Source organism: Amycolatopsis sp. NPDC102389, from assembly GCF_044765885.1.
Lineage (GTDB): Bacteria > Actinomycetota > Actinomycetes > Mycobacteriales > Pseudonocardiaceae > Amycolatopsis.
The window spans coordinates 78,696-99,463 of record NZ_JBIWKX010000010.1 but is presented as its reverse complement, the minus strand read 5'-3'; the positions used below and the strand labels follow the sequence as shown (position 1 = coordinate 99,463).

At 69.4% G+C, this 20,768-nt stretch carries 14 protein-coding genes and 1 tRNA gene; 5 read left to right on the top strand and 10 right to left on the bottom strand.

What is annotated here, in order from left to right; translation table 11 throughout:
• Position 1: 1 nt before the first annotated feature.
• The 3 genes from ACIRGA_RS11890 to ACIRGA_RS11880 all read right to left on the bottom strand — a co-directional run bounded on the left by ACIRGA_RS11890 (position 2) and on the right by ACIRGA_RS11880 (position 3,182).
• Positions 2-982 carry an SCO0930 family lipoprotein gene (locus ACIRGA_RS11890; protein ID WP_400939673.1) on the bottom strand — a complete coding sequence of 327 codons (981 nt, stop codon included), beginning with the start codon at positions 980-982 and terminating at the stop codon, positions 2-4.
• An 82-nt stretch (positions 983-1,064) separates the two neighbouring features.
• Complete coding sequence (gene pcaB, locus ACIRGA_RS11885; protein ID WP_400939670.1) at positions 1,065-2,438, bottom strand: 3-carboxy-cis,cis-muconate cycloisomerase; 1,374 nt, start codon at positions 2,436-2,438, stop codon at positions 1,065-1,067.
• Positions 2,439-2,642: 204 nt separating this feature from the next.
• Positions 2,643-3,182 (bottom strand): DinB family protein, encoded by a 540-nt coding sequence (locus ACIRGA_RS11880; protein ID WP_400939667.1) that lies wholly within the window; start codon positions 3,180-3,182, stop codon positions 2,643-2,645.
• Between the two features lie 98 nt (positions 3,183-3,280).
• Between ACIRGA_RS11880 and ACIRGA_RS11875 the strand changes: the two genes are divergently transcribed.
• Positions 3,281-3,356 (top strand) — tRNA-Lys (locus ACIRGA_RS11875).
• 96 nt (positions 3,357-3,452) lie between these two features.
• Here the strand turns inward: ACIRGA_RS11875 and ACIRGA_RS11870 are convergent.
• Together ACIRGA_RS11870 and ACIRGA_RS11865 are read right to left on the bottom strand one after the other, a co-directional pair.
• Complete coding sequence (locus ACIRGA_RS11870) at positions 3,453-4,352, bottom strand: class F sortase (RefSeq protein ID WP_400939665.1); 900 nt, start codon at positions 4,350-4,352, stop codon at positions 3,453-3,455.
• Positions 4,353-4,422: 70 nt separating this feature from the next.
• Positions 4,423-5,508, bottom strand: coding sequence for a hypothetical protein (locus ACIRGA_RS11865; RefSeq protein ID WP_400939664.1), 1,086 nt, complete (start codon positions 5,506-5,508; stop codon positions 4,423-4,425).
• Between ACIRGA_RS11865 and ACIRGA_RS11860 the strand changes: the two genes are divergently transcribed.
• Entirely contained in the window at positions 5,459-6,175 is a 717-nt protein-coding gene (locus tag ACIRGA_RS11860; RefSeq protein WP_400939661.1) for a hypothetical protein, read from the top strand. The genes ACIRGA_RS11865 and ACIRGA_RS11860 overlap by 50 nt on opposite strands.
• Here the strand turns inward: ACIRGA_RS11860 and ACIRGA_RS11855 are convergent.
• Positions 6,153-8,822 (bottom strand): hypothetical protein, encoded by a 2,670-nt coding sequence (locus ACIRGA_RS11855; protein ID WP_400939658.1) that lies wholly within the window; start codon positions 8,820-8,822, stop codon positions 6,153-6,155. The genes ACIRGA_RS11860 and ACIRGA_RS11855 overlap by 23 nt on opposite strands.
• 380 nt (positions 8,823-9,202) lie before the next feature.
• Entirely contained in the window at positions 9,203-10,081 is an 879-nt protein-coding gene (locus ACIRGA_RS11850) for a hypothetical protein (protein WP_400939656.1), read from the bottom strand.
• A gap of 505 nt (positions 10,082-10,586) precedes the next feature.
• Here ACIRGA_RS11850 and ACIRGA_RS11845 point away from each other — a divergent pair.
• On the top strand, positions 10,587-11,147 hold the full coding sequence (locus ACIRGA_RS11845; RefSeq protein ID WP_400939654.1) for a response regulator transcription factor: 561 nt from the start codon (positions 10,587-10,589) through the stop codon (positions 11,145-11,147).
• Between the two features lie 700 nt (positions 11,148-11,847).
• Positions 11,848-12,174: a MerR family transcriptional regulator gene (locus ACIRGA_RS11840; protein ID WP_400939652.1), complete on the top strand. Its 327-nt coding sequence runs from the start codon at positions 11,848-11,850 to the stop codon at positions 12,172-12,174.
• A 55-nt stretch (positions 12,175-12,229) separates the two neighbouring features.
• Here ACIRGA_RS11840 and ACIRGA_RS11835 read toward each other — a convergent pair whose 3' ends face one another.
• The 3 genes from ACIRGA_RS11835 to ACIRGA_RS11825 all read right to left on the bottom strand — a co-directional run bounded on the left by ACIRGA_RS11835 (position 12,230) and on the right by ACIRGA_RS11825 (position 18,871).
• Entirely contained in the window at positions 12,230-12,958 is a 729-nt protein-coding gene (locus ACIRGA_RS11835) for a dienelactone hydrolase family protein (RefSeq protein WP_400939650.1), read from the bottom strand.
• A gap of 168 nt (positions 12,959-13,126) precedes the next feature.
• The gene (locus ACIRGA_RS11830; RefSeq protein ID WP_400939648.1) at positions 13,127-14,335 is read right to left on the bottom strand and encodes an amidohydrolase family protein; all 1,209 of its coding nucleotides are present in this window, start codon (positions 14,333-14,335) and stop codon (positions 13,127-13,129) included.
• Positions 14,336-14,395: 60 nt separating this feature from the next.
• Positions 14,396-18,871, bottom strand: a complete 4,476-nt coding sequence (locus ACIRGA_RS11825) for a DUF6531 domain-containing protein (protein WP_400939646.1) — start codon at positions 18,869-18,871, stop codon at positions 14,396-14,398.
• Positions 18,872-19,084: 213 nt separating this feature from the next.
• On the opposite strand from ACIRGA_RS11825, the gene ACIRGA_RS11820 reads away from it, so the two are divergent.
• Entirely contained in the window at positions 19,085-20,608 is a 1,524-nt protein-coding gene (locus tag ACIRGA_RS11820) for a nucleobase:cation symporter-2 family protein (RefSeq protein ID WP_400939644.1), read from the top strand.
• Positions 20,609-20,768 lie beyond the last annotated feature (160 nt).

Here is a 20,768-nt window from a genome sequence, read left to right as displayed (position 1 = left end):
CTCAGTAGCCGTACTCCTGGGCGGGAGCGTCCGCCTCCTTCTTGGGGGCGGCGTTCCCGCTCTGCGCGGCCTTGTCCTTCACCGGCGCGCTGCTCTTGCAGCCGGCGGGCTCGATGACGAACCAGGTGCCGCCGACGCCGTGACCGTTCGCTTCACCGGCATTGGCGTCCTTCGCGTAGCGGTAGACCGCCCAGCCGCCGACGGTGACCTGCATGGCGCCGTCCGCGCGCTTCACCTTGCCCAGCAGCTTCGGGTCGATGCCTTCGAGCTGGACGTCGCCCTCGGCGAGCACCGGCGGCCAGGCCTTCGCGCAGTCACCGTTGCAGGTCGGCTGCTTGTTCTTCTTGTCCTTGGTGAACATGTAGAGGGTGAAGCCGTCCTGGTCCACAATGGCCGGTCCGATGCCGTCGACATTGCTCGCGACGAGCTTCGTGGCGCTGTCCTTTTGTTCGGCCGGAGCTTCCTTCGCCGCCTGACCGGCCTTGCCGCCCTTGGCGTTCGCGGCGTACCAGGTGCTGCCGACGCCCTGTCCCTTCGCCTCGCCCGCCTTGGCGTCCTTGGCGTAGCGGTAAAGCGCCCATCCGCCGACGGTGACCTGCTTGCGCCCGTCGGCGCGCATCACTTCGCCGACCAATGCCTGATCCACGCCTTCGACCTGGACTTCGCCTTCGGCAAGTACCGGCGGCCAGGCCTTCGCGCAGTCACCGTCGCAATTGGACTTCGGCGGCTTCGCGCTGTCCTTGTCGAAGCGGTACAAGGTGAACCCGTCCTTGTCGACGAGCACCTGGCCGAGAGTCCCGGCTTCGGCCACGGCCACCTTGGTCTCTCCCTTGGCCGCGGGGGCGTTCCCGCCCGCCCCGGCCACCGCCGCGGCGGGAGCGACCGCGGGGGCCGCCGCCTCGGTGCCGCCGGAGCAGGCCGACAGCACCACCAGGCCCGCGGCCGCGGACGCCGCTGCGACGACGAAACGCTTGCGAAGCATGGGATTTCTCCTTGTTCGTAGGGGTTCCGCGGCTTGGCGCGGTGAGCTTGTACCCCCTACACGGAGCCGGTTCGGGACCGGTTCAAGGAGTTTCCGGATTTTCTTCGCGGGCCTCCAGCGCGGCGTCGACGAGCACCCCGGCCGAGCCGGTGTAGTTCGCGGGATCCAGCAGGTCGGCCAGGGATTCGGCGGGGAGCACTCCGGTTATCTCCGGCAAGCCGGAAAGAACCTCGCCGAGTGGCTTGTCCTGGTCCAGGGCGAGTTTGGACGCGTGCCCGAGCACCTCCTTGGCCCGTGTCTTGCCGAGCAGCGGGGCGAGCACGGTCGAAAGCCGCTCGGAGACGATCTGGCCGTGCGTGAGGCCGAGGTTCGCGCGCATGTGCTCGTCGTCGACGACCAGGCCGCGGGCGAGTTCGGCCGCCGTATGCGCGGCGCCGCCGGTCAGGCGCAGGCATTCGCGCAGCAACTGCCACTCGGCGTGCCACGCGCCCGCGGACCGTTCGTCCTCGGAGACCAGGGCCTGGGTGACGCCGGTGGCCAGCACCGGCACCTGGAGCGCGGCCGACCGGATCAGCGTCGCGAGCACCGGGTTGCGTTTGTGCGGCATCGCCGAGGAACCGCCGCGGCCCTCGCCCGCTGGTTCGGTGACCTCCCCGACCTCGGTGCGGGTCAGGAACTGGACGTCGACCGCGATCTTCCCGAGCGCGGCGGCGGTGAACGAGAGAGCGGCCGCGAGATCGGCCGTCGGCGTGCGGAGGGTGTGCCAGGGGAGCGTGGTCTCGGCGAGACCGGTCTCCTCGGCGAAGGCCGTTTGGAGGCGCTGCGGATAGCCGTCGGGCAGCTCGGCGAGGCGCGCGTACTCGGCGTACGCGGCCCTCGTGCCCGCCGCGCCGCCGAGCGAGACCGGCAGGACGACACGGTTCAGCCTGTCGAGCGCTTCGAGCGTCAGCTGACGCCAGCCCGCCGCCTTGAGCCCGAACGTGGTCGGCACCGCGTGGGCGGTCAGGGTGCGCCCGGCCATCGTCGTGTCGCGATGCGCGCGGGCGAGATCCGCCAACGCGTCCGCCGTCGCCTCGAGGTCGGCCGTGACGAGCGCCCGTGTCCGCGCGGCGACCAGCATCATCGCGGTGTCGAAGATGTCCTGGCTGGTGGAGCCGCGATGGACGTACTCCGTCCCGGCGGCCTCGGTCAGCTCCTTGATCAGCCCGACCACCGGGTTCGCCGTCTCACGAGCCGCCCGCGCCAACGCGACCACGTCGATCTCCACGGACGCGGCCGCCTTGGTGATCGCCGCCGCGGCGGCCCGCGGGATCAGCCCGGTGCCGGCCTGCGCCCTGGCGAGCGCCGCCTCCGTGTCGAGCAGGGCCCGCACCCAGGCGAGATCACCCGTCGCCGCCTCGGCGGGCGTGCCGGCGCGGACCGGGGACAAGAGGCCGGAATCGGGATCGGCGTTCATCGGCCCAGCATCGCATTTCAAGGTTTCAGTGTCTGTTTGGTGAACCCGCGTCCGCGATCGACGTCGCCAGGGCGCTGCCTGGTCAAACCTCTCACGTTGACGGACAACGGCGCCCTGCCACCGCGATAGCGGGGCCTTCGGCCAGGGCGGGTTCACGCGTTATGCCCATTCGCGAGATGCGTCGCAGCATCGCTTTTCAAGGTTTCAGTGGCCTGTCCTCCCGTCGATGCGCTCGCGAAGCAGGTCGGCGTGACCATCGTGGCGGGCGTACTCGGCGATTTGATGTGTCAGCAGCCATCGCAGCGAGAACGGCTCCCCGTCGCGGCGGCACGTGCCCGTGTCGTCGAGCGACGCGGCCGCCACGATCTCCCGCGACCGCGCGCACTCCTCACGCCAAGCCGCCCACGCGGCCTCGACATCACCACCGGTGTCCTCGAAGTCCTGCTCGGGCCACTCGTCGGAGTAATAGAGCATCGGCACGTCCTCGCCCGCGAACTGCAGGCGGAACCACCAGCGCTCGGTGCCGGTGAGGTGCCTGAGCAGCCCGTGCAGCGACAAGCCCGAGGGCTCGATCGGCCGCTGGGCCATCTGCTCCGGCGTCAGACCCAGGCACTTCAGCTCGAAGGTGCGGCGATGCCAATCGAGCGTGGACGTCAGGATCTCGCGCTCGCTCGCCACGCGCGGAGGCTCCGGGCGGTCGCCCTCCCAGCTCGGCGAGTAGTTCTCGTCGGGGATCGTGTCCATGCCCCGACCTTGGCAGAGACCCCCGACAATTCCGTGGCGCTCCGGCGGCCGCCCCGGCATCCTGGTGGTCGACGGCGGTCTACTAGACTCGGCCGCACGGGCCGTTAGCTCAATTGGTAGAGCTGCGGACTTTTAATCCGTAGGTTCTGGGTTCGAGCCCCAGGCGGCCCACCATTAGTACTCCGCTGACCAGCGGGAATCCCCATCTCGACGGCCGCGACTGTCCCCTGTCCTTATCGGACTCACGGTCCGAAGCGAGTCCTTGGCAAGTCAGTGGTTTTGCATGTCGTGTCCATCGCCGTCGACGTGGCCGCCTCCTTCCAGCTGGGCGAAAACGATGAGGTTGTCGCGGTAGGAGCGCGCGGTCCGGTCGAAGGAGCCGCCGCAGGTGATCAGCCGCAGTTCCGGGCCGTCGGTGCGGCCGTAGACCTCCTTGGTGGGGAAGCGATCTTTGGGAGCGTGGATGGTTCGGCGCACCACGAAGGTGACGACGGAGCCGTCCGCGCGTTCGACGGTGACGCGGTCGCCCGCCGTGAGTTCGTGCAGCCGGAAGAAGATGCCGGGCTGGGCCGCGCCGTCGACGTGACCGACGATCACCGCGGGCCCGGTCTGGCCGGGCGCCGGTCCCGGTTCGTACCAGCCTGCCTGCATCGGGGTGGTGACCGACGGGGTCTCCATGCGCCGGTTCGCGTCGAGGCCGAGCTTGATCAGCGACGAGTCGGCGCCGAGTTCGGGGATGTGCACCGCGACCGGGGTCACCCGGACCGCGGGGTCGACGGCCGGCGGCGATGGCCGGGAAGCCGGCGGTGAGGCCGGAGCGGCGTGCGTCGTGCCGGGCGCGGCGGCTATCGCGGCCGGCGACGGCGTCATGTCCGTCGTCAGGCCGATCACCAGCCCCAACGCCGCCGCGGCGGCCAGGGTCGCGGTGATCGCACCGAACGCGGGACGTGGCCAGTCCCTGTTCCTGCGCAGTTGCTGACCGGCCTGATAAAGCGTCTCCCAGCTGACCGCACAGATGATGACGAGGGACGCGCTCACCACGGCGAAGCGAGTATTTCCCGGCAGGACCGTGACAGCCGTCAGCATCCACGACAGGCCGACCAGCGCGAGCAGGGTGAGCCGGGTCTGGATACGGCCGGGCCCTGATCCGGCGTCCTCGGTCACAGCCATGACCCACTCCAGTCGAACGGGGAGGGATGGTGTGGTGTGGCCGGGGCACGGCCACACCACACCGTTCCCCCTATCGGAAGTGACGACGGCGCGCGGCTACCGCCGTCACCATGAGCAGGGCGATCACCAGAACCGCCAGTCCGCCACCGACGATTCCGCCGTCGACGCCCTGGTGATCATCAGCGGTGCCGCCACCGCCGGCCTCGACCGCGCCTGCCGGCACCGGATACCCGGCATCGACATGCTCGCCCGCGGACCCGTGGGTGGCCGCTTCCGCCGAACCGCTGTGCGCCCCGGCTTCGTGGGCGCTGCCGACCGCCCACGAGGTGAGACCACCGTGATAGCTACTCGTGGTGCCGTGCACGGAGCCACCGGTCTGGTGAGCGGCGGTGCCACCGGTGCTGCCGCCCGATGGCGAACCCGGGTGGGTTCCGGGTGCGTTCCCGGAGACACCGTGCGGGTCACCGGTGCCCGGTACCGGCATCGGAGCAGGTGCCGGTTCCGGAACGGGTGCCGGAGCCGGAGCCGGAACAGGTGCCTGGCCGGCGGGGGCGAGGTAGGCGGTGCCAGTGGCGCTGGCCTGCTCGCCGTTCGCCGTGGTGCCGGTGACCGTGACGGGTGCCGCGGTGGTGTCCGCGGCCGGAGTGACCGTTCCGGTGCACATAGTGCTTTCGTTGGCGGCCAGCGTGCTGTCGCCGCAGGTCAAGGCGCCATTGGGGGTGGTGCCGGAGACGTTGCTGACGGTGCTGGTGCCGGTGTTGGTCACCGGCACGGTCATCGTCGCCGGTTGGTCGGCGGTGACTGTCACGGCGTTGTCCGGTGCTCCGGCGTTGGTGCCGTCGACCGTGGGCGTGCCCATGGTCAAGTGACACGAACACCCACTGTCGCCGCTGTCGCCCGCCGGATCGGGTGCCGGGCCAGCGGCAGGGGCGACATAGGCGGTGCCGGTGGTGCCGGCCTGCTCGCCGTCCGCCGTGGTGCCGCTGACGGTGACCGGGACCGCGGTGGTGTCCGCGGCCGGTGTGAACGGCCCGGTGCACATGGTGCTTTCACTGGCGGTCAGCGTGCTGTCGTAACAGGTCATCGCACCGCTGGGGGTGGTGCCGGTGACGTCGCTGACGGTGCTGGTGCCGGTGTTGGTCACCGGCACGGTCATCGTCGACGGCTGGTCGGCGGTGACTGTCACGGCGTTGTCCGGTGCTCCGGCGTTGGTGCCGTCGACCGTGGGCGTGCCCATGGTCAGGTGGCACGAGCACCCGGTGTCGGCCGGTGCCGACGTGGCCGGGCTGGTGGTCGTCGCGCTGACAGTGCTGTCACCACTGGCGGACGTCGCCGGTGTCGACGTGGCCGGCAATGTCTTGGCGACGCTGGTGGCTCCGCTTCGCGCGAGGCCCCCGGTGATCGCCGAGGTAGCGGCGGTCAGCGGGCTGGACGAGACCGATCGAGTCGTCGATCCGCTGCCCGCCGACGTGGCCGAGCTGGTCGAATCGGTGCCGGTCGTCGTCGCGGATGCCGAGGTCGTGCCGCTCGATGCCGCCTTCTGCGGCTGCACGAGTCCCGACACCAGCGACGTCACGGTGGTCAGCGGACTGGTGTCCGCGGTCGTTTGGTTACTTGTTCGAGGTGGCTCGGTGGTCTCCTCGGCGTGGGCCACACCCACGCCGAGGAGCGTCAAGCCACCTGCGAGTAACCCGGCCTGTATGGACCGTTTTACCCAGGTACGCATGAGAAACCTTTCCAAGCTCTGCTGGGGCCGATCAGTGATCTCGGTGGTGTCCGGCCGTCGTCAGCCGATATCCGTCAGTGCGTGCTCGCGCCGGTGAGCGCGGACAGCGGCGACGTGACGGACAGCGGCGACGTGGCCGATCCGGTCGACGTGGTCGATCCGGTCGAGGTGGTCGAGTTGGCCGGGTCGCATGTGCACACACCGGTGGTGGTGTAGTGCTGCGAGAACCCGGCGGTCGAGGTGTTGCCGGCGGCGTCCTTGCCGGTGAAGGTCGCCTTCACCGTCTTGGCTCCAGTCCCGGCGGTGAAGGTGATCGTGCACTGGGTGCTGGCACCCGGGGCGAGCGTCGTGCCGCCGCAGGTGACCTGCCCGTTCTGCGAGGTGCCCCGCAGGTTGGTGATCGGCGCGGTGCCGGTGTTGGTCATCTGCACCTTGACGGTCGACTTGCCGCCGGCCGGCACGGTCGCGGTCGAGTTCGGGCCGACCACGGCGCCGTTGACCGAGGGCTTGCCGGTGATCGTCAGCTTGCCGGCGCCCGCGGACGTACCGGTGTAGAAGACCCGGCAGGCCTTGCTCTGCTGAGTGCCGTTCGGACCCGACACGGTGAAGTTGAACTGCGCGGTGTTCGAGCCCGGCCGCGCGGTCGTGGTGACCGTGCACCGGGCCGTGCTGCCCGGCGCCAGCTGGCCCGAGCCACAGTTCAACTTGCCGAGCGAAGTGTCGCCACCCAGCCCGGACACCGGGACGCTGCCGTTGTTGGTCACCGGAACCGTGATGGTGACCGGGCTACCCGACGGAACGTTCGGGCCGGGGGCGGTACCCGCGGCCTTCCCGTTCACCGACGGAGTGCCGACGGAGATGCTCGCCGACGGCTGCGGAACCGGCTGCGGCTGCGGGCCCGGAACGGGGTGCGGCTGCGGTTGCGGCACCGGAACCGGGTGCGGCTGCGGGACGGGAACCGGAACCGGGGTCGGCTGCGGCTGTGGTTGCGGCTGCGGAACTGGCACCGGGGCCGGCTGCGGTTGCGGGGCCGGAACCGGGGTCGGCTGCGGCTTGCCCAGCAGTCCGGTCACCGGAGCCAAGATCCCACCGAGGCCTGCCAGACCGGGCTGGGCCGGTGTACCGGGCTCGCTGGGGGTACCCGGCAAAGGCAGCCCCGGAAGCCCGGGCAGTCCCGGGAGACCCGGCAGACCCGGCAGACCCGGCAGACCCGGAAGGGGCGCACCCGGCTGTCCCGGGGTACCGGGCGTGCCAGGAGCAGGCGTGCCGGGAGCCGGAGTGCCGGGAGCAGGCGTGCCGACGTAGCGGATCGTCGTCTCCGAGCTGACGGCCGAACCGTTCGGCTTGGTACCGGTGATCGTCAGCTTCGCGCTCTGCGAACCCGGCTTCGCCGGTGCCGTGAACGTGTAGGTGACGGTGCCGCCCGGCGCGACCGAGGTCGCGGACGGGGTGACGGTGCCGCCGGGGAACGAGCCGCTCAGGTTGGTGATCGGCTCGGTGCCGTTGTTCGTGAAGGTGATCGAACCCGAGACCGGCGAGCCGGCCGGGATGGCCGGGCCGTCACCCGAGATCGGCTTGCCGCCGATGGCCGGGACGCCCGGCCGCATCGGAGTCGAGCCGGTCGGCGAACCGCCGAGAGCCCCTCCGATGATCGGCAGGCCGCCGGTCGGGAGGCCACCGGTGAGGGTGTCGCCGCTCGAGCCGGGCAGTCCCGGCAGGCCGAGCGACTGGAGCGTCTTGATGTTGTCGGTGACCTTCAGGACGTCCAGCATCGCGGCCGGGTCGCCGCTGCTCATCTTGTCGAACGCGGTCTGCCACAGCAGGCGCATCGCGTCGAAGTTGTTGCCCGCGAAGGACAAGTACTCGTCCGGGGTGAACACCGTGTTCGGGCCGAGCCGGTTCATGATCTCGGCGACCTGGAGGGTGTTGTAGAGGTAGTCCGGTGCCAGGACCCTCGCCGGGTCGGGAATGCTCGGCATCCCCTTCTGGACGAAGTTGGCCACCTTGTCCGGCGTCGGCAGCCGGGACATGTCGATGGCCATGGTCTTGGTGTTGATGGGCAGCCCCATGCCGCCGCATCCGGTCGCCATCGTGAGGTAGTCGGTGCCGTGACCGCGCACGTGCGAGGGGTTGAAGATCGGGATCCAGCCCAGCGGCCCGCCGTAGGCGTCGACGACCGGCATCTGCGAGTTCCCGATCGCGCCACTGGCCATCGACAGGATCAGGTTCTTGTACGCCGGGTCCGTGTGGTAGGTCAGGGCGTGGGAGTTGCTGCCGAGCAACGGGATCCCGTCCTCGTTCTTCCACATGTGCTGCAGGAAGAAGTCGCACGCGTCGCCGCCGCCCTCATGGGTGGTGTCGCCGGTCGAGTGACCGCCGGACTGGTTCGGGTCGACGGACGTCTGCTTCGTCTCGCCGCCGAACAGGCCACCGGTGAACACTCCACCGCTGAGCACGTCGCCGCTGAGGAACTTGCCCACGGTCGGGATCTGCGCGGTCGGGAGGTCCCCGGTGGCCGACGTCGTCGAGGGCAACAGGCTGGTCGAGGGCTGGCTGCTGGTGGTGCCGCTCGTCCCGGAAGCACTCACCGTCGAGCTGGGCTGAGAGCTCGTGGACAGTGAGGTGGTGTCCGTTCCGGGGAGGGCCAGGCCGTCCAGGCCCAGCGGGGCGGCGCCGGCGTTCGTCACCAGACCGACCAAGGCGAAGGTCGCGGTGACCGACATCGCGGCCGCGTTGCGCAGCACGCGACTCGACCGGCGGGAGTACGGATTCGCGAGGGAAAGGCCGATTGGAGCCCTTCCGCTGGGGACGTCGGCGCGATGGCGCCGAGCCCGACGGGTGAATTTCATTTCAACGCTCCAGTTCATGAGCGCCTGCCGATAACGGATAACATCGGCGCGGCGGTTGACGTGTCTGCTGTGAAAACGGGTCTTGTTTTTGCCGACAGCCCTTGGACACCAGCCGTTGATGGAGGTAGTGGCAGCGGGAACCACTGACTTGCGATTTCAGCCCATGAGTTCGCGAGCCAGCCGTCGAGTTGCACCTCGACGGTCCTGCTGTCGCTACCGATCAATGGATTTGCTTCGCGATCGCTTACGCGTGAATCGCGTTGGCAGCCGACACGTCAGTCCGGCGACACCGAGGGATCATCCGCACGCATACGGAGCGGGAGATGCTGATCCGAGACCGGCTCGCCGGTCGTGAACCGCGAGCCGATCGGTCCGCCGTCGAAGATCGCGGCGGAAGTCGATGAACCACCCTGCGCGGCCGACGTGCCCGACGAGGGGGCGCTGCCGGGCAGCATCGCCGGCGCGATCGGGACGATCGGCGACAGCGGCGACGGGGTGGCGGGGGTGGTCAGGCGAGGCAGCGCGTGGTCGGCCGCCGGAACAGGCGACAGCGGCGCCGCGTCGGTCACGCCGACGGCCGCGGCCGCGAAGTCGGCCGTGGGTACTGGCACGTCAGCGGCCGGTTCCGGCGCCGCGACCGGCGCGATGTCCGGCATCGCCGGGACGAACGGGGTGGCGGCGGGTGTCTTCGGTGAGATCACCGAGGTGACCGTCACCGTGACCCAGCCGACCGTCCGCTGCGCCGCAGACTCCGTCACGGTCAACGGTGCGGCCACCTCGGAAACCGTCTGGACCGCGGGCGCGACCAGCGCCGAACCCGTGTCGGTCACCGAGCGAACGGTCCGCGTCGTCGTCTCCAGGACCGGCTCCGCCAAGGCGGTGACCGCCTCGCCGACGGTGCCGGCGACAGCGGCCGCGGTGTTGGCCGTGCCGACCACCTGGTGTGTCGCCGCGACGGCGTCCGAGGTGGCCTCGCGGACCGTCGTCCGCACCAGGTCTCCCACACTCGCCGGCGGTGGGACCGGGACGGATCCCGGCGAATCAGCCGCCACCGGGAGCGGGGAAACCTCCTCCGCGGTGGCCGAACCCGCCAGGACGGCGGCGCCGGCGAATCCGGCGATCGCCAGTCCGCCCAGCGTGCCGAAACGGAGCAAGGCGCGCCCGCGACGACCGCGCGAAACGGGCGACGTGCCCGTTTCACACCGAGTCGTTCGCAGCCACACCATCGCACTCCACCATTTCCGGTTTGCTCGAAGGGGTTGCCCCAACAGACGACAGTAAGGACCCGTCAGGCAATAGGGAACTGCCACTTATGGGACCCGCCGCCGCCACTCCTTACAGTCTTCGGATCCCCGAATGAACCACTCTCCGTCGTAGCGGGAATGCGGGCGCTCGCCCCTGAGTGCACGATCGGGTGAAACCAAAATCCGGTGATCAACTGCTCGTCGCGATGCGGTCGCGACACGGCCTCGGGCCTGTGGTCACGATTTGATAACCGCGCATCGTCGTCGCTGGTAGGAGCGCGGCGAAACCGTCGGCATGATCGGCTTCATAACGTTTTGCCCATCTCGCGTAAGGGAATAGGTGTACCGGCGTTTCCGGGACATGGAGGCCGTGTTCAATCCCCGAAACGAGCGCGATCGCGAAGAACCTTCGAAAATGGCTGCCGAGGTGGAGATCTTGGTCTACGCCGACCGGCTGGATACGCGCCATGGGGTCGCGCGATCGCTGCAGGGCGCGCCGGGGATCGGGCGCGTCGAATGCGCCGCGACCTGTGCCGAACTCGTCAGCAGGTACGTCCGGTCGCCCGCCGACGTGGTGTTCGTCGCCGTCCGGCCGGGTGAGCCGTCCGGTCCCGCGGCCGCGGCGACCTTGCTGTCGGTCGCCCCCGATGCCTCGGTGATCATGTTCGGATCGTCCGGCACGGTCGACGTGGTGCCCGGCGTCGGAGGGTTCCTCCGGAAATGCGACGGCCCGTGCCCCGAGCCCGCCGTCGCCGCCGCGCCCGGCGACATCCCGCCGTGTCCTCATCTCTCCGAACGCGAGGTCCAGATCCTCTGGGGCATGGCCCAAGGCAAGCGGAACCTGCAGATCGGCGCCGATCTCGCGCTCTCCGAGGACAGCGTCAAAACCCACTGCAAGCGGATCTTCCGCAAGTTGGGCGTGCACGACCGCGCCGAGGCGGTCGCCGCCGGCTTTCGCGCCGGTCTCCTTTCCTGACGCCGTCACCCGATCCGGTGGGTGCAGAAAATCTGTGTCGGCCGGGGTAGACATTCGGCGCCGAGTGTGGGTAATGTTCTCCTCGTACCGAGAAAGACAACGTCAAGCAGGCGCGGGAGATGACGTAACTACCCGCGAGGTGAGACAGGCAGGTCACGCGGCACGGGGCCGATCAAGGAACAGGTCCCGGCCGGTGACCGGAGCAAGACAGCAACACAGCAGGACAGCAACACAGCGGGGCCGGGTTGTGAAGAGGTTCGACCAGGTAGTGCCGGCCCCGGCGAGAAAGTGAAGACAGTTGCAGGACCGGTCAGGTGGCCGGAGCCGATCGGTGAACAGGGCTCCGGGCAGTGGCCAGCGGCGTCAGCGTGCTGGGACCGATCAGTGGAAGGGTTCCCGTCGTTGTCGTCCGCGGTAGGTGAAGTAGCAGTACCCAGCAAGGTGAAAACACAGGAAAGAAGGGAACGGCAACATCATTGGATCGCCCGCAGCGGCAAGGTAGCGCCGCGCGGGTGCCGTAGTTCCATCGAGTTCGGAGGTGGTTCGCGGTCACGAATGAGCGATCCCCGCGAGGTCCGGCTTCCCAGCGGACGCGGGTGCAAGAAGCCGGCGGTCACGCCGGTCGACAATGGTGAAACCCAACCCTGAGGACCCCGGGTGCCGTTCTGGCACCCGGGGTCCTTTGTGATGTGGAGGTGGAATGATCCCTGATCAAAACGGACCGGCCGACGGGGCCGGCAAATTCGACGACGAGCACTACCCCGCCTACACGATGGGCCGGGCCGCCGACATGCTCGGCGCCACCCAGGGCTTCCTTCGCAGCCTCGACGAGGCCGGTCTGATCACCCCCCAGCGGTCCGCCGGGGGCCACCGCCGCTACTCCCGGCACCAGCTTCGCCTGGCCGCCCGGGTGCGGGAACTGGTCGATCAGGGCACCGCCGTCGACGCCGCCTGCCGCATCATCGCCCTCGAAGACCAACTGCACGAAGCTCAGCGCCTCAACGCCGAACTCCGCGCCGACGACTGAAAACCCCACCTGTGAACGCCCTTGTCCGGACCGGGCAAGGGCGTTCGATCCGGGCCTACTTCAGGTGCCGGGCGAAGAACCGGCTCGCGTCGTCCCCTTCGAACCGCGGGACGCCGGTGTGCCCGCCAAGGTTGGCGTGCAACGTCTTCTCCTTGGAGCCGAAGGCGTCGAACAGGTCGAGTGCCTGCTGCCGGTCGTTTCCTTCGTCGTCCCACTGCAACAGGACCAGCAGCGGGGTGGTGACCTGCCGGGCCTCTTCGAGGATGCCGCGGGGAACGTAACTCCCGGCGAACAGAACGGCGGCATCGACGCGTGGCTCGACCACCGCCAGCCGGGTGGCGATGGCGATCACCCCGCCCGAGAACCCGACCGGGCCGCCGATTCCGGGCAGCGCGAGGAGCGCGTCGAGGGTGGCTTGCCATTCCGGGACCGCTTTTTCGACCAGCGGGAGGACCAGCCGGTCGACGATGTCGTCGGTGACCGGCTCGCCGGCCTTCAGCGCTCGCTGCAGGTCGGCGCGGGCCTCGTCGACGACGGCGAGACGCGGCCGATCACCGGCCCCGGGGAGCTCGATGGTGACCGCGGCGTAGCCCTCCGCCGTGCAACTCAGTGCCCGGGCCACGAGCCGCGGGTGCATCCTGCCCAGCCCGCCGGGGTGACCCATCAGGATCAGCGGGACGGGCGCCGCGGACTCCGGCGTCCACAGGATGCCGGGAACCTCGCCGAGGGTGAATTCGCGCTCGAGGACACCGTCTTCGAGGCGTTTTTCGGAAGTGAAGTGCATGGTCGTGCCTTTCGGGAGTGCTCGTGAAACGGCGCTCCCGGACGACCTATCGCCCGACCGTGACCCCTGAGGGGAGCACCCATGTCGAAATGTTCACGGGTACCACCTCCTCGTTCGCTCGCACGGTCTCCGGCAAGGTAGCAGTGGCCGCGATCGCGCGCCAACGCTTTAACCGAGCACCGAAAGCCCGTCCGCCACGACCACGCCGTCGTGCAGCACCGTGCGGTCCTTGCCGCGGTCCATCACCGCGCTCGTCGGGGTCTCCCCGTCCACCAGCACGAGGTCGGCGCGGTCGCCGACGGCCACGCCCGGACGGTCGGCGATACCGGCCAGCCGTGGGACGTCGTGGCTCATGATCGACGCGCCGCCCATCGTGGCGACGGCCAGCGCCATCTCGATCAGGTCGTCGCGGCGGAAGCCGTTGGTGAACGCCAGTTGCCAGGTGCGGTCGAGGAGGTCGCAGTTGCCGTACGGGCTCCAGTAGTCCCGCTGGCCGTCTTCGCCGAGGCCGACGCGCACGCCCGCGGTCGTGAGGTCCGCGAGGGACAGCTGGCCGTCGGTCGAGGGCGCGACGGTCGCCATCGCGATGTCCAGTTCCGCGAACGTGTCGATCAGGCGACGGCTCACCGATTCCGAGATCGAGCCCAGGTCGTACGCGTGCGACATGGTGACCTTTCCGCGCATGTCCAGCGCGCGGACCCGTTCGATCACCAGGTCGGTCGAGAACACGCCCAGGTGGCCGGGTTCGTGCAGGTGGATGTCCACCTCGACGCCGTACTTCTCGGCGAGCCCGAACACCACGTCGAGATGTCCCTTGGGGTCCTTGTCCAGCGAGCACGGGTCGATCCCGCCGACGACCGTGGCGCCCGAGCGCAGCGAAGCCTCCAGCACGTCGACGGTGCCGGGTTCGCGCAGGATCCCGGCCTGCGGGAACGCCATGATCTCGACGTCGGCGTGCCGGGCGAAGCGTTCCTTCGCGGCGAGGACGGCGTCGAGTTTCTCCAGCCGGCAGTCGACGTCCACCTGCGCGTACGTGCGCACGCGGGTGGTGCCGTTCGCGATCATCCGCTCGAGTGTCCCGGCGACGCGCTCGGGCAGCGGGACCTCGGCGTCGCGCCAGTTCTCGCGGTCGTTCAGCATCATCGCCCACACGCCGGGCGCGCCGGTGTGCGGCCGGAACGGCAGGCCGATCCGCGTCGAGTCCAGGTGGACGTGCACGTCGCTGAACGACGGGAACAGCAGCCGCCCGCGCCCGTCGACGGTGTCCGGCGCCGGCGCGGCGGCGGGATCGTGCGGCCGCACCTCGGCGATCCGGCCCTCGGCCACTTCGACGTCGCTGCGCTGTCCACCCCACGGGCGGACGTCACGGATCAACAAGGGAGCACCTTTCTCGACGAGCTCCCTTTGGTATACCAAAGCGGCGGGGCTGCGGCAACGTCACTTGGTGTGCCGGTACGGGCGCGTGTGCCCGGTCTCCGCGTTGTGCTTGGTGATGTCGTCGATCCCCATCTTTTCGAGCCGCGGGTACTCGGTCACGTCGAACACGTTGTCCTCGCGGCGATGCGGGTAGACGTCGTGTCCCTTGCCCGGCCAGTAGGGGAAGACCACGTGCGTGTCCTTGTTGGAGTTCTTGGCGAAGGTTTCGGAGACGTAGTCCCATTTCTCCTGGACGAGCGGCTTCCTCGGGTCCTTGGGATCGTTGATCCACCCGGGCATCTTGATGTTGTTGTCCTTGAGGGTGCCCTCGAGGGTGTTGCCGCCGTTCTGCTTCGCGATCTTGGTGGCCTTCTCCTCGACCGAACCGAGGTACTCGTCCTCTTCGCCGCGTTTGCGCTTCTTGGTACCGCCGGACCAGAAGAAGTGCTTGTCCGCCTTCAGGATCTGGTCGAGCTTCGGCTTGAACTTCTCGAACTCCTCCTTCGACATCTTGTCGACGTTGACGGGAGGCTTCCGCGGGCTCCTTCGCGGCGGCTGGGGTTGCCCGCTGGGGCCGACCGGCTGCGGCCGCTGCTGGCTCCCCGGCCCGGTCTTGCCGCAAGGCGGGACGAGGCCGAGCGGGTCGCCGATGAGCAGTGGCTGATCGACGTAGCCGACGGGGTTCGGCGCGGCCGCGAGGCCGAGCGGGTCCTGGCTGAGGTAGCGCGAGGTCCGCGGGTCGTAGTACCGGAAGACGTTGTAGTGCAGCCCGGTTTCCTCGTCGCGGTGCTGGCCGGGGAACGCCAGCGGCATCGACGCCGTGTCGGCGTCGGGCAGGGGCACGCCCCAGAAACTGCTGCGGTCCTGCCAGACCAGCGTGCCGCGTTCGTCGAGCATCTCGGTCGGCGTCCCGGCGGGCGACGTGATCACGGCGCGGAACAGGGCGTCCTCGAGGGCGCCGGTGCGCTCGATCTGCACGACGGGGCGATCGTCGTCGTAGCGTTCCCAGGTGAAGAGCCGGTAGGACTCGTCGGCGGGGTCGTAGTCCATCCGCTCGACCACGTTCATCCCGCTCCACAGGAACCGGACGTCGTGCGTGAGCTCGGCTTCCCCCTCCGGATCGATCAGCCAGCGGCGTTTGGCGAACCGCCGTCCGAGCGGGTCGTAGTGGTAGGTCCAGAGCGCGCCGTCGGGCGTGCGCACGGAGCGCAGCCGGTCGAGGTGGTCCCAGTCGTAGACGCAGGACCGGTCGGCGACGACCCGGCCCCGCTCGTCGGCGTTGTAGACGCCCTCGTCGTGGGTGATGTTGCCCGCCGTGTCGCGGGTGAACCGTTCGACTCCGGCGGGCCCGTGCGCCTCGCTGACCCGGCCCGCCGGGTCGAAGGAGAGCCGCCAGGGCCGGATCGCGTCTTCGACGGCGGCGAGCCTGCCGTCCGGCCGGTAGCCGTAGACACGCTGACCGACGCCCGCGATGTGCTCTTCGGCGAGCCGGTCTTCCGCGTCGAAGCGCCGCCGGAGCACCACGGTGCCGTCGACGCTGCGCGTGATCTCGCGCCCGGCGTCGTCGTAGGCGAATTCGATCTCGTGCCCGGCGATCCGCAGCGACCGCGGCAGCCCGGCTTCCGTGAACCGCCACTCACTGTCCACACCGGACGAAGTGCGGCGGACGAGGGTGTCGCCGTCGTGGCGCAGGCACACCCCGAGCCCGTTGATCGTGTCGACGACGACCTCGTCCCCGTCGTCATGGACCATCTCGACCCGCGACTCGGTGTTCTCGGCGACGGTCATCCTGCCGAGCGCGTCGTATTCGTACACCGTGACGTCGTCCGGGGTACGCCGTGCCACGACGTTGCCCTGCAGGTCGTAGGCATACTCGGTCGCGTCGCCGGTGCCGTTGGTCATGCGAAGCAGCTGACCCGCCGCGTCGTAGGTGTAGCCGATCCGGCGGCCGTCGTAGTCGATCTCCTCGACGAGCCGTCCCGCGGCGTCGCGGATGTAGCGCCAGGTGAGGCCGTTCGGGTTGGTCACCGAGGTGAGCCGCAGTTCGCCGTCGTAGGTGAACAGCGTCCGCGCGCCCGCCGCGTCGGTCTCCTCGGTGACGAGGCCGAAGGGGCCGTACTTGCGGCGCCGCGCGGCGCCGGTCGCGTCGCGGTGCTCGACGACGTGGCCTTCCGCGTCGTGCACCCAGGTCTCGCGGCCGCCGTCCGGGCCGAGCCGCCAGGCACGGCGTCCGTCGGCCGTCCAGCCGAGCCTCGCCGCACCGCCGGAAGCCGTGTACACGAGGCGGGGGCGGCCGAACAGGTCGCGGTCGCCGGGGCGATCCGTCACGGGCGCGTCGGTGAGCGGGTCGGGCGCGTCCGGGATCTCCACCGGCAGCCCGGTGCCGGTCAGGGTGGTGGCCGGGTCGAACGCGGGGACCGTCCGCCGGACGTCGCCCGCGGACAGCCGGACCTCGCCCTCGGCGTGTGTCAGCGACACCGTGTCCCCGCCGGGACGGTGGACGGCCACCAGTTCGCCGTGTTCGCCGTATTCGTAACCGGTCTCCCGGCCGAGTTCGTCCACTGTGGACAGAAGCTCGTCGCGCCGGTTCCAGGTGTAGCGCTGGGAGTTGCCCAGCGGATCGACGCGTTCGATCAGCTGCTTGGCGTCGTTGAGGCGGTACGTCCACGTGTGGCCGACAGCGTCGGTGTGCCGGGTCGTGCCCGGCTCGTAGGCGAACGTCGCGTTGTAGTACCCACTCGCGCCCACGGCGCGGACGCAGCGGCCGGCGTCGTCGTAGACGTAGCGGTACCAGGTGCCCGTGCGGTCCTTCCAGCCGACGAGGCGGTGCCCGAAGTCGTAGTCGAGGGTCATGGGGCGCCCGGCGTAGTCGGTGACGGTGCTCAGCTGGCCGAGCCGGTTGTAGGAGAAGCGCACGAGCGGCGGCTGTCCCGGGGCGCCGAGCGCGACGATCCGCCCGTTCGCGGTGCCGATCGCGAGTTCGACGCCGTCGCTCCGGCGAAGTCTCGCGGGCGATCCGTCGGGCGCGTAGGCGAACTCGGTGCGGGCGCCGTTCTGCTCGATGGCGGTGAGCGGCAGGGTTCCGCCCGTGCCGGCGAAATGCAGCTCGCGATCGCCCATCGACAGCCGATAGCCGTCCGCCGCGCGGCGCAGCCGGTGCCTCGGGCCTTGCGCCGGCAGGACGGATCCGCCCGCCGGATGAGGATAGGTCAGCACCATGCCGTCTTCGGCGTAGAACAGGATCCGGTCGCGCCGGAACGCCAGCCGTTGGTCCATTGTGGACGTCCAAGAAGGACCGAACCAGCGTCCGGCGGTGTAGGACGACAGATGCGTCCGGGACAGCTCCAGCTCCGCCGCGTCGCCGGGCAACGTCACGTCGACCTGCTTCATGACGACCTCGCCGGTCGCGATGTCGACGGGGTCGCCGCAGTAGTTCTTGGAATCCGACGGCGTCGAGCGGTCGCTGTCGCCGTCCTTCTTGGTGGTGTCGTTGCTGCCGCCCCGGTCCCGGTTGCCTCCGCCGCCGGTGCCGCTGGTGTTCGTCTGGTCGTTGTCGCTCTTGGTGTTGCCCTTGTCGTTGGAGTTGCCGCCGCCCCTGTTGTCGCCGCCGTTGTCGGGCTTGCCATTGCCGTCGGCGCCGGAGCTGGTGGTGCTCTCGTCGGGGTCCTTGTCCTTCTTGGTGTCGAGCCCGCGATCGTTGCCGCCGCCCTTGGTCTTGGGTGGCGGCGGGGCGTCGACCTTGCCGCCCTTCAGCTTGCCCAGGGCCTTGGCCGCGTCGTCGAAAAGCGTGTCGGCCCGCTTGAGCAGCGGAATCAGGCCCTTGAGCGCCTTGACGAGTTTGGTGGTGATGTCGGCGATCTTCGAAGCGGTCTTGGCGACCGCGGTGACCACCTGCGGCACCACCCAGGTCAGCCCGATGCCGAGGGTGAACAGCACCTGCAGCGCCCAGCTGATGAGGTGGCCGACGAGTTCGGCGATGATGTCCCGGACGAGGGTGCGGACGGCGGCGACGACCTCGCCCGCGATCTTGACCCCGCTGGAGGCCCCTTCGCAGCCCTTCTGCGCGGCCGTGAGGACGTTGACCGTGTCCGCCGAGCGCTCGCGATAGCGGTCCGAGGCTTCGCCCGCCCACGACTGCAGGTCGGCCTTGACCAGGTCCGACAGCTCGGTGCCGACGGCGCCGAGTTCCTTGGCGATGTTGGCCCAGGTTTCGGCCTGTGCCTTGATCTGGTCGGCGTCGCCGGTCAAGGCGTCGAGCGCGTCGGAGAGCGGGCCGACGTGTTCGAGCAGCCAGCCGACACCCGCGGCGAGGATCGACCCGAACGGATCCATGGCCATCGACAGCGCGTCGAGAGCCGTCCCGACGGCTCCCATCGCGACCGCGGCCCAGTCGCCCTTCTCGATGCCCTCTTTGAGGTCGTTCGCCGATTCCAGCAACGGGACGCCGGAGTGGTCCTTGGTCGAGTCCTGACGTTCAGCGACCAGCGGATTCGCCATATGTGCCGTCTTCCTGCTCCGGGATCCCCGCCGATGAGGGCAAGCGCTTTCTACCATCGCCGCGCTCCGGTTCCCCGTGCGGGAAAGGATCTTTGTCCGCGCGACGGGAGGACGACCCGTACGGGCAGGGTCTTGCGACTTCTGCTATGTGGAAGTTAACCTCCGCAGACTGAAATTGCCCGGCATCGCTCGCTTCTACCGAGAGGCGGATCCATGGTGAAGAGGACGCAGGCCGAAACGGCCGCGAGCGGCAGGCCCGAGGACGAACGGCTCGGGATCGGCAGGAGTTTCACTTACGGCATCCAGCACGTCCTGACGATGTACGGCGGGATCATCGCGCCGCCCCTGATCATCGGCGGCGCCGCGGGCGTTTCGACGGCCGAGATCGGGCTGCTCGTCGCGTCGTGCCTGTTCATCGGCGGGCTGGCGACGATCCTGCAATCGTTCGGCGTGCCCTTCTTCGGCTCCCGGTTGCCGCTGGTGCAGGGCACCTCCTTCGCGGGCGTGGCGACGATGACCGCGATCGTCGCCGACGGCGGACTGCCCGCCGTCTTCGGCTCGGTGATCGCGTCCGCGCTGCTCGGCCTGCTCATCACGCCGGTGTTCTCCCGGCTGGTGAAGTACTTCCCGCCGGTCGTCACCGGGACGGTCATCACGGTGATCGGGCTCAGCCTGATGCCGGTCGCGGCCCAGTGGGCGATGGGCAACAACACCAAATCGCCGGAATTCGGTTCGGTCTCCAACGTCGGGCTGGCCGCGATGACGCTGGCGATCGTGCTGCTGCTCAGCAAGGTCGCCGTCCCGGCGATCTCCCGGCTCTCGATCCTCCTGTCGATCGTGGTGGGCACCGTACTGGCCGCCGTGCTGGGCAAGGCCGACTTCTCCAAGGTCTGGGACGGCCCGATCTTCGCGGTGCCGGCCCCGTTCGCCTTCGGCTTGCCGACCTTCGACGTCGCCGCGATCGTGTCGATGTTCATCGTCGTGCTGGTGACCCTCACGGAGACCACGGCCGACATCCTCGCGGTGGGGGAGATCGTCGACACGCGCGTCGGCAAACGCCGGATCGGCGACGGGCTGCGCGCCGACATGGCGTCTTCGGCGATCGCGCCGGTGTTCAACGGTTTCATGCAGAGCGCGTTCGCCCAGAACGTCGGCCTGGTCGCGATCACCGGGATCAGGAGCCGGTTCGTGGTGACCGCCGGCGGCGTGATCCTGCTGATCCTCGGCATGCTCCCGGTGCTCGGCCGCGTGGTGGCCGCGATCCCGTACCCGGTGCTGGGCGGGGCGGGCCTCGTGCTGTTCGGCACGGTCGCGGCGTCCGGTATCAGGACGCTGTCCAAAGTGGACTACAACGGGAACATGAACCTGGTGATCGTCGCGGCCTCCGTCGGGATGGGGATGATCCCGATCGCGGCTCCGGAGTTCTATCACCACTTCCCGGCGTGGGTCGGCACGATCTTCCACTCGGGGATCAGCTCCGCCGCGCTCACGGCCGTCGTGCTGAACCTGTTTTTCAATCACCTGAAGCCGGCCAAGGCGGGCAGCGACCCGTCGGTGTTCGCGACGGCGACCCGGGTGATCGACTACTCCGACCTGAAAGCCTTCTCCCGCCTCAAGAACGGCGACAAGATCGTCGACGGCAAGATCGTGGACGCCGAGGGCAAGCCGGTGCAGGTGCGGGACGAGGAAGGCAGGCCGGTGTCCTACCGGATCGGCTCGGAGCCCGATGCGCACTGAGGTGTCGTGAGTGGCAAAGAGGGTTCTATTGAGGGTAAGTCAAACGTGGCGTAGACCCTCTTCGCTGACGTCTAAGCGCCGCTGAGTGTCCGCAAGGGACGGTCTCGGCCTGTCCGGTGTCCGGTTCATGCCTATATGTACGATCCTGGCCGGGGCCGTG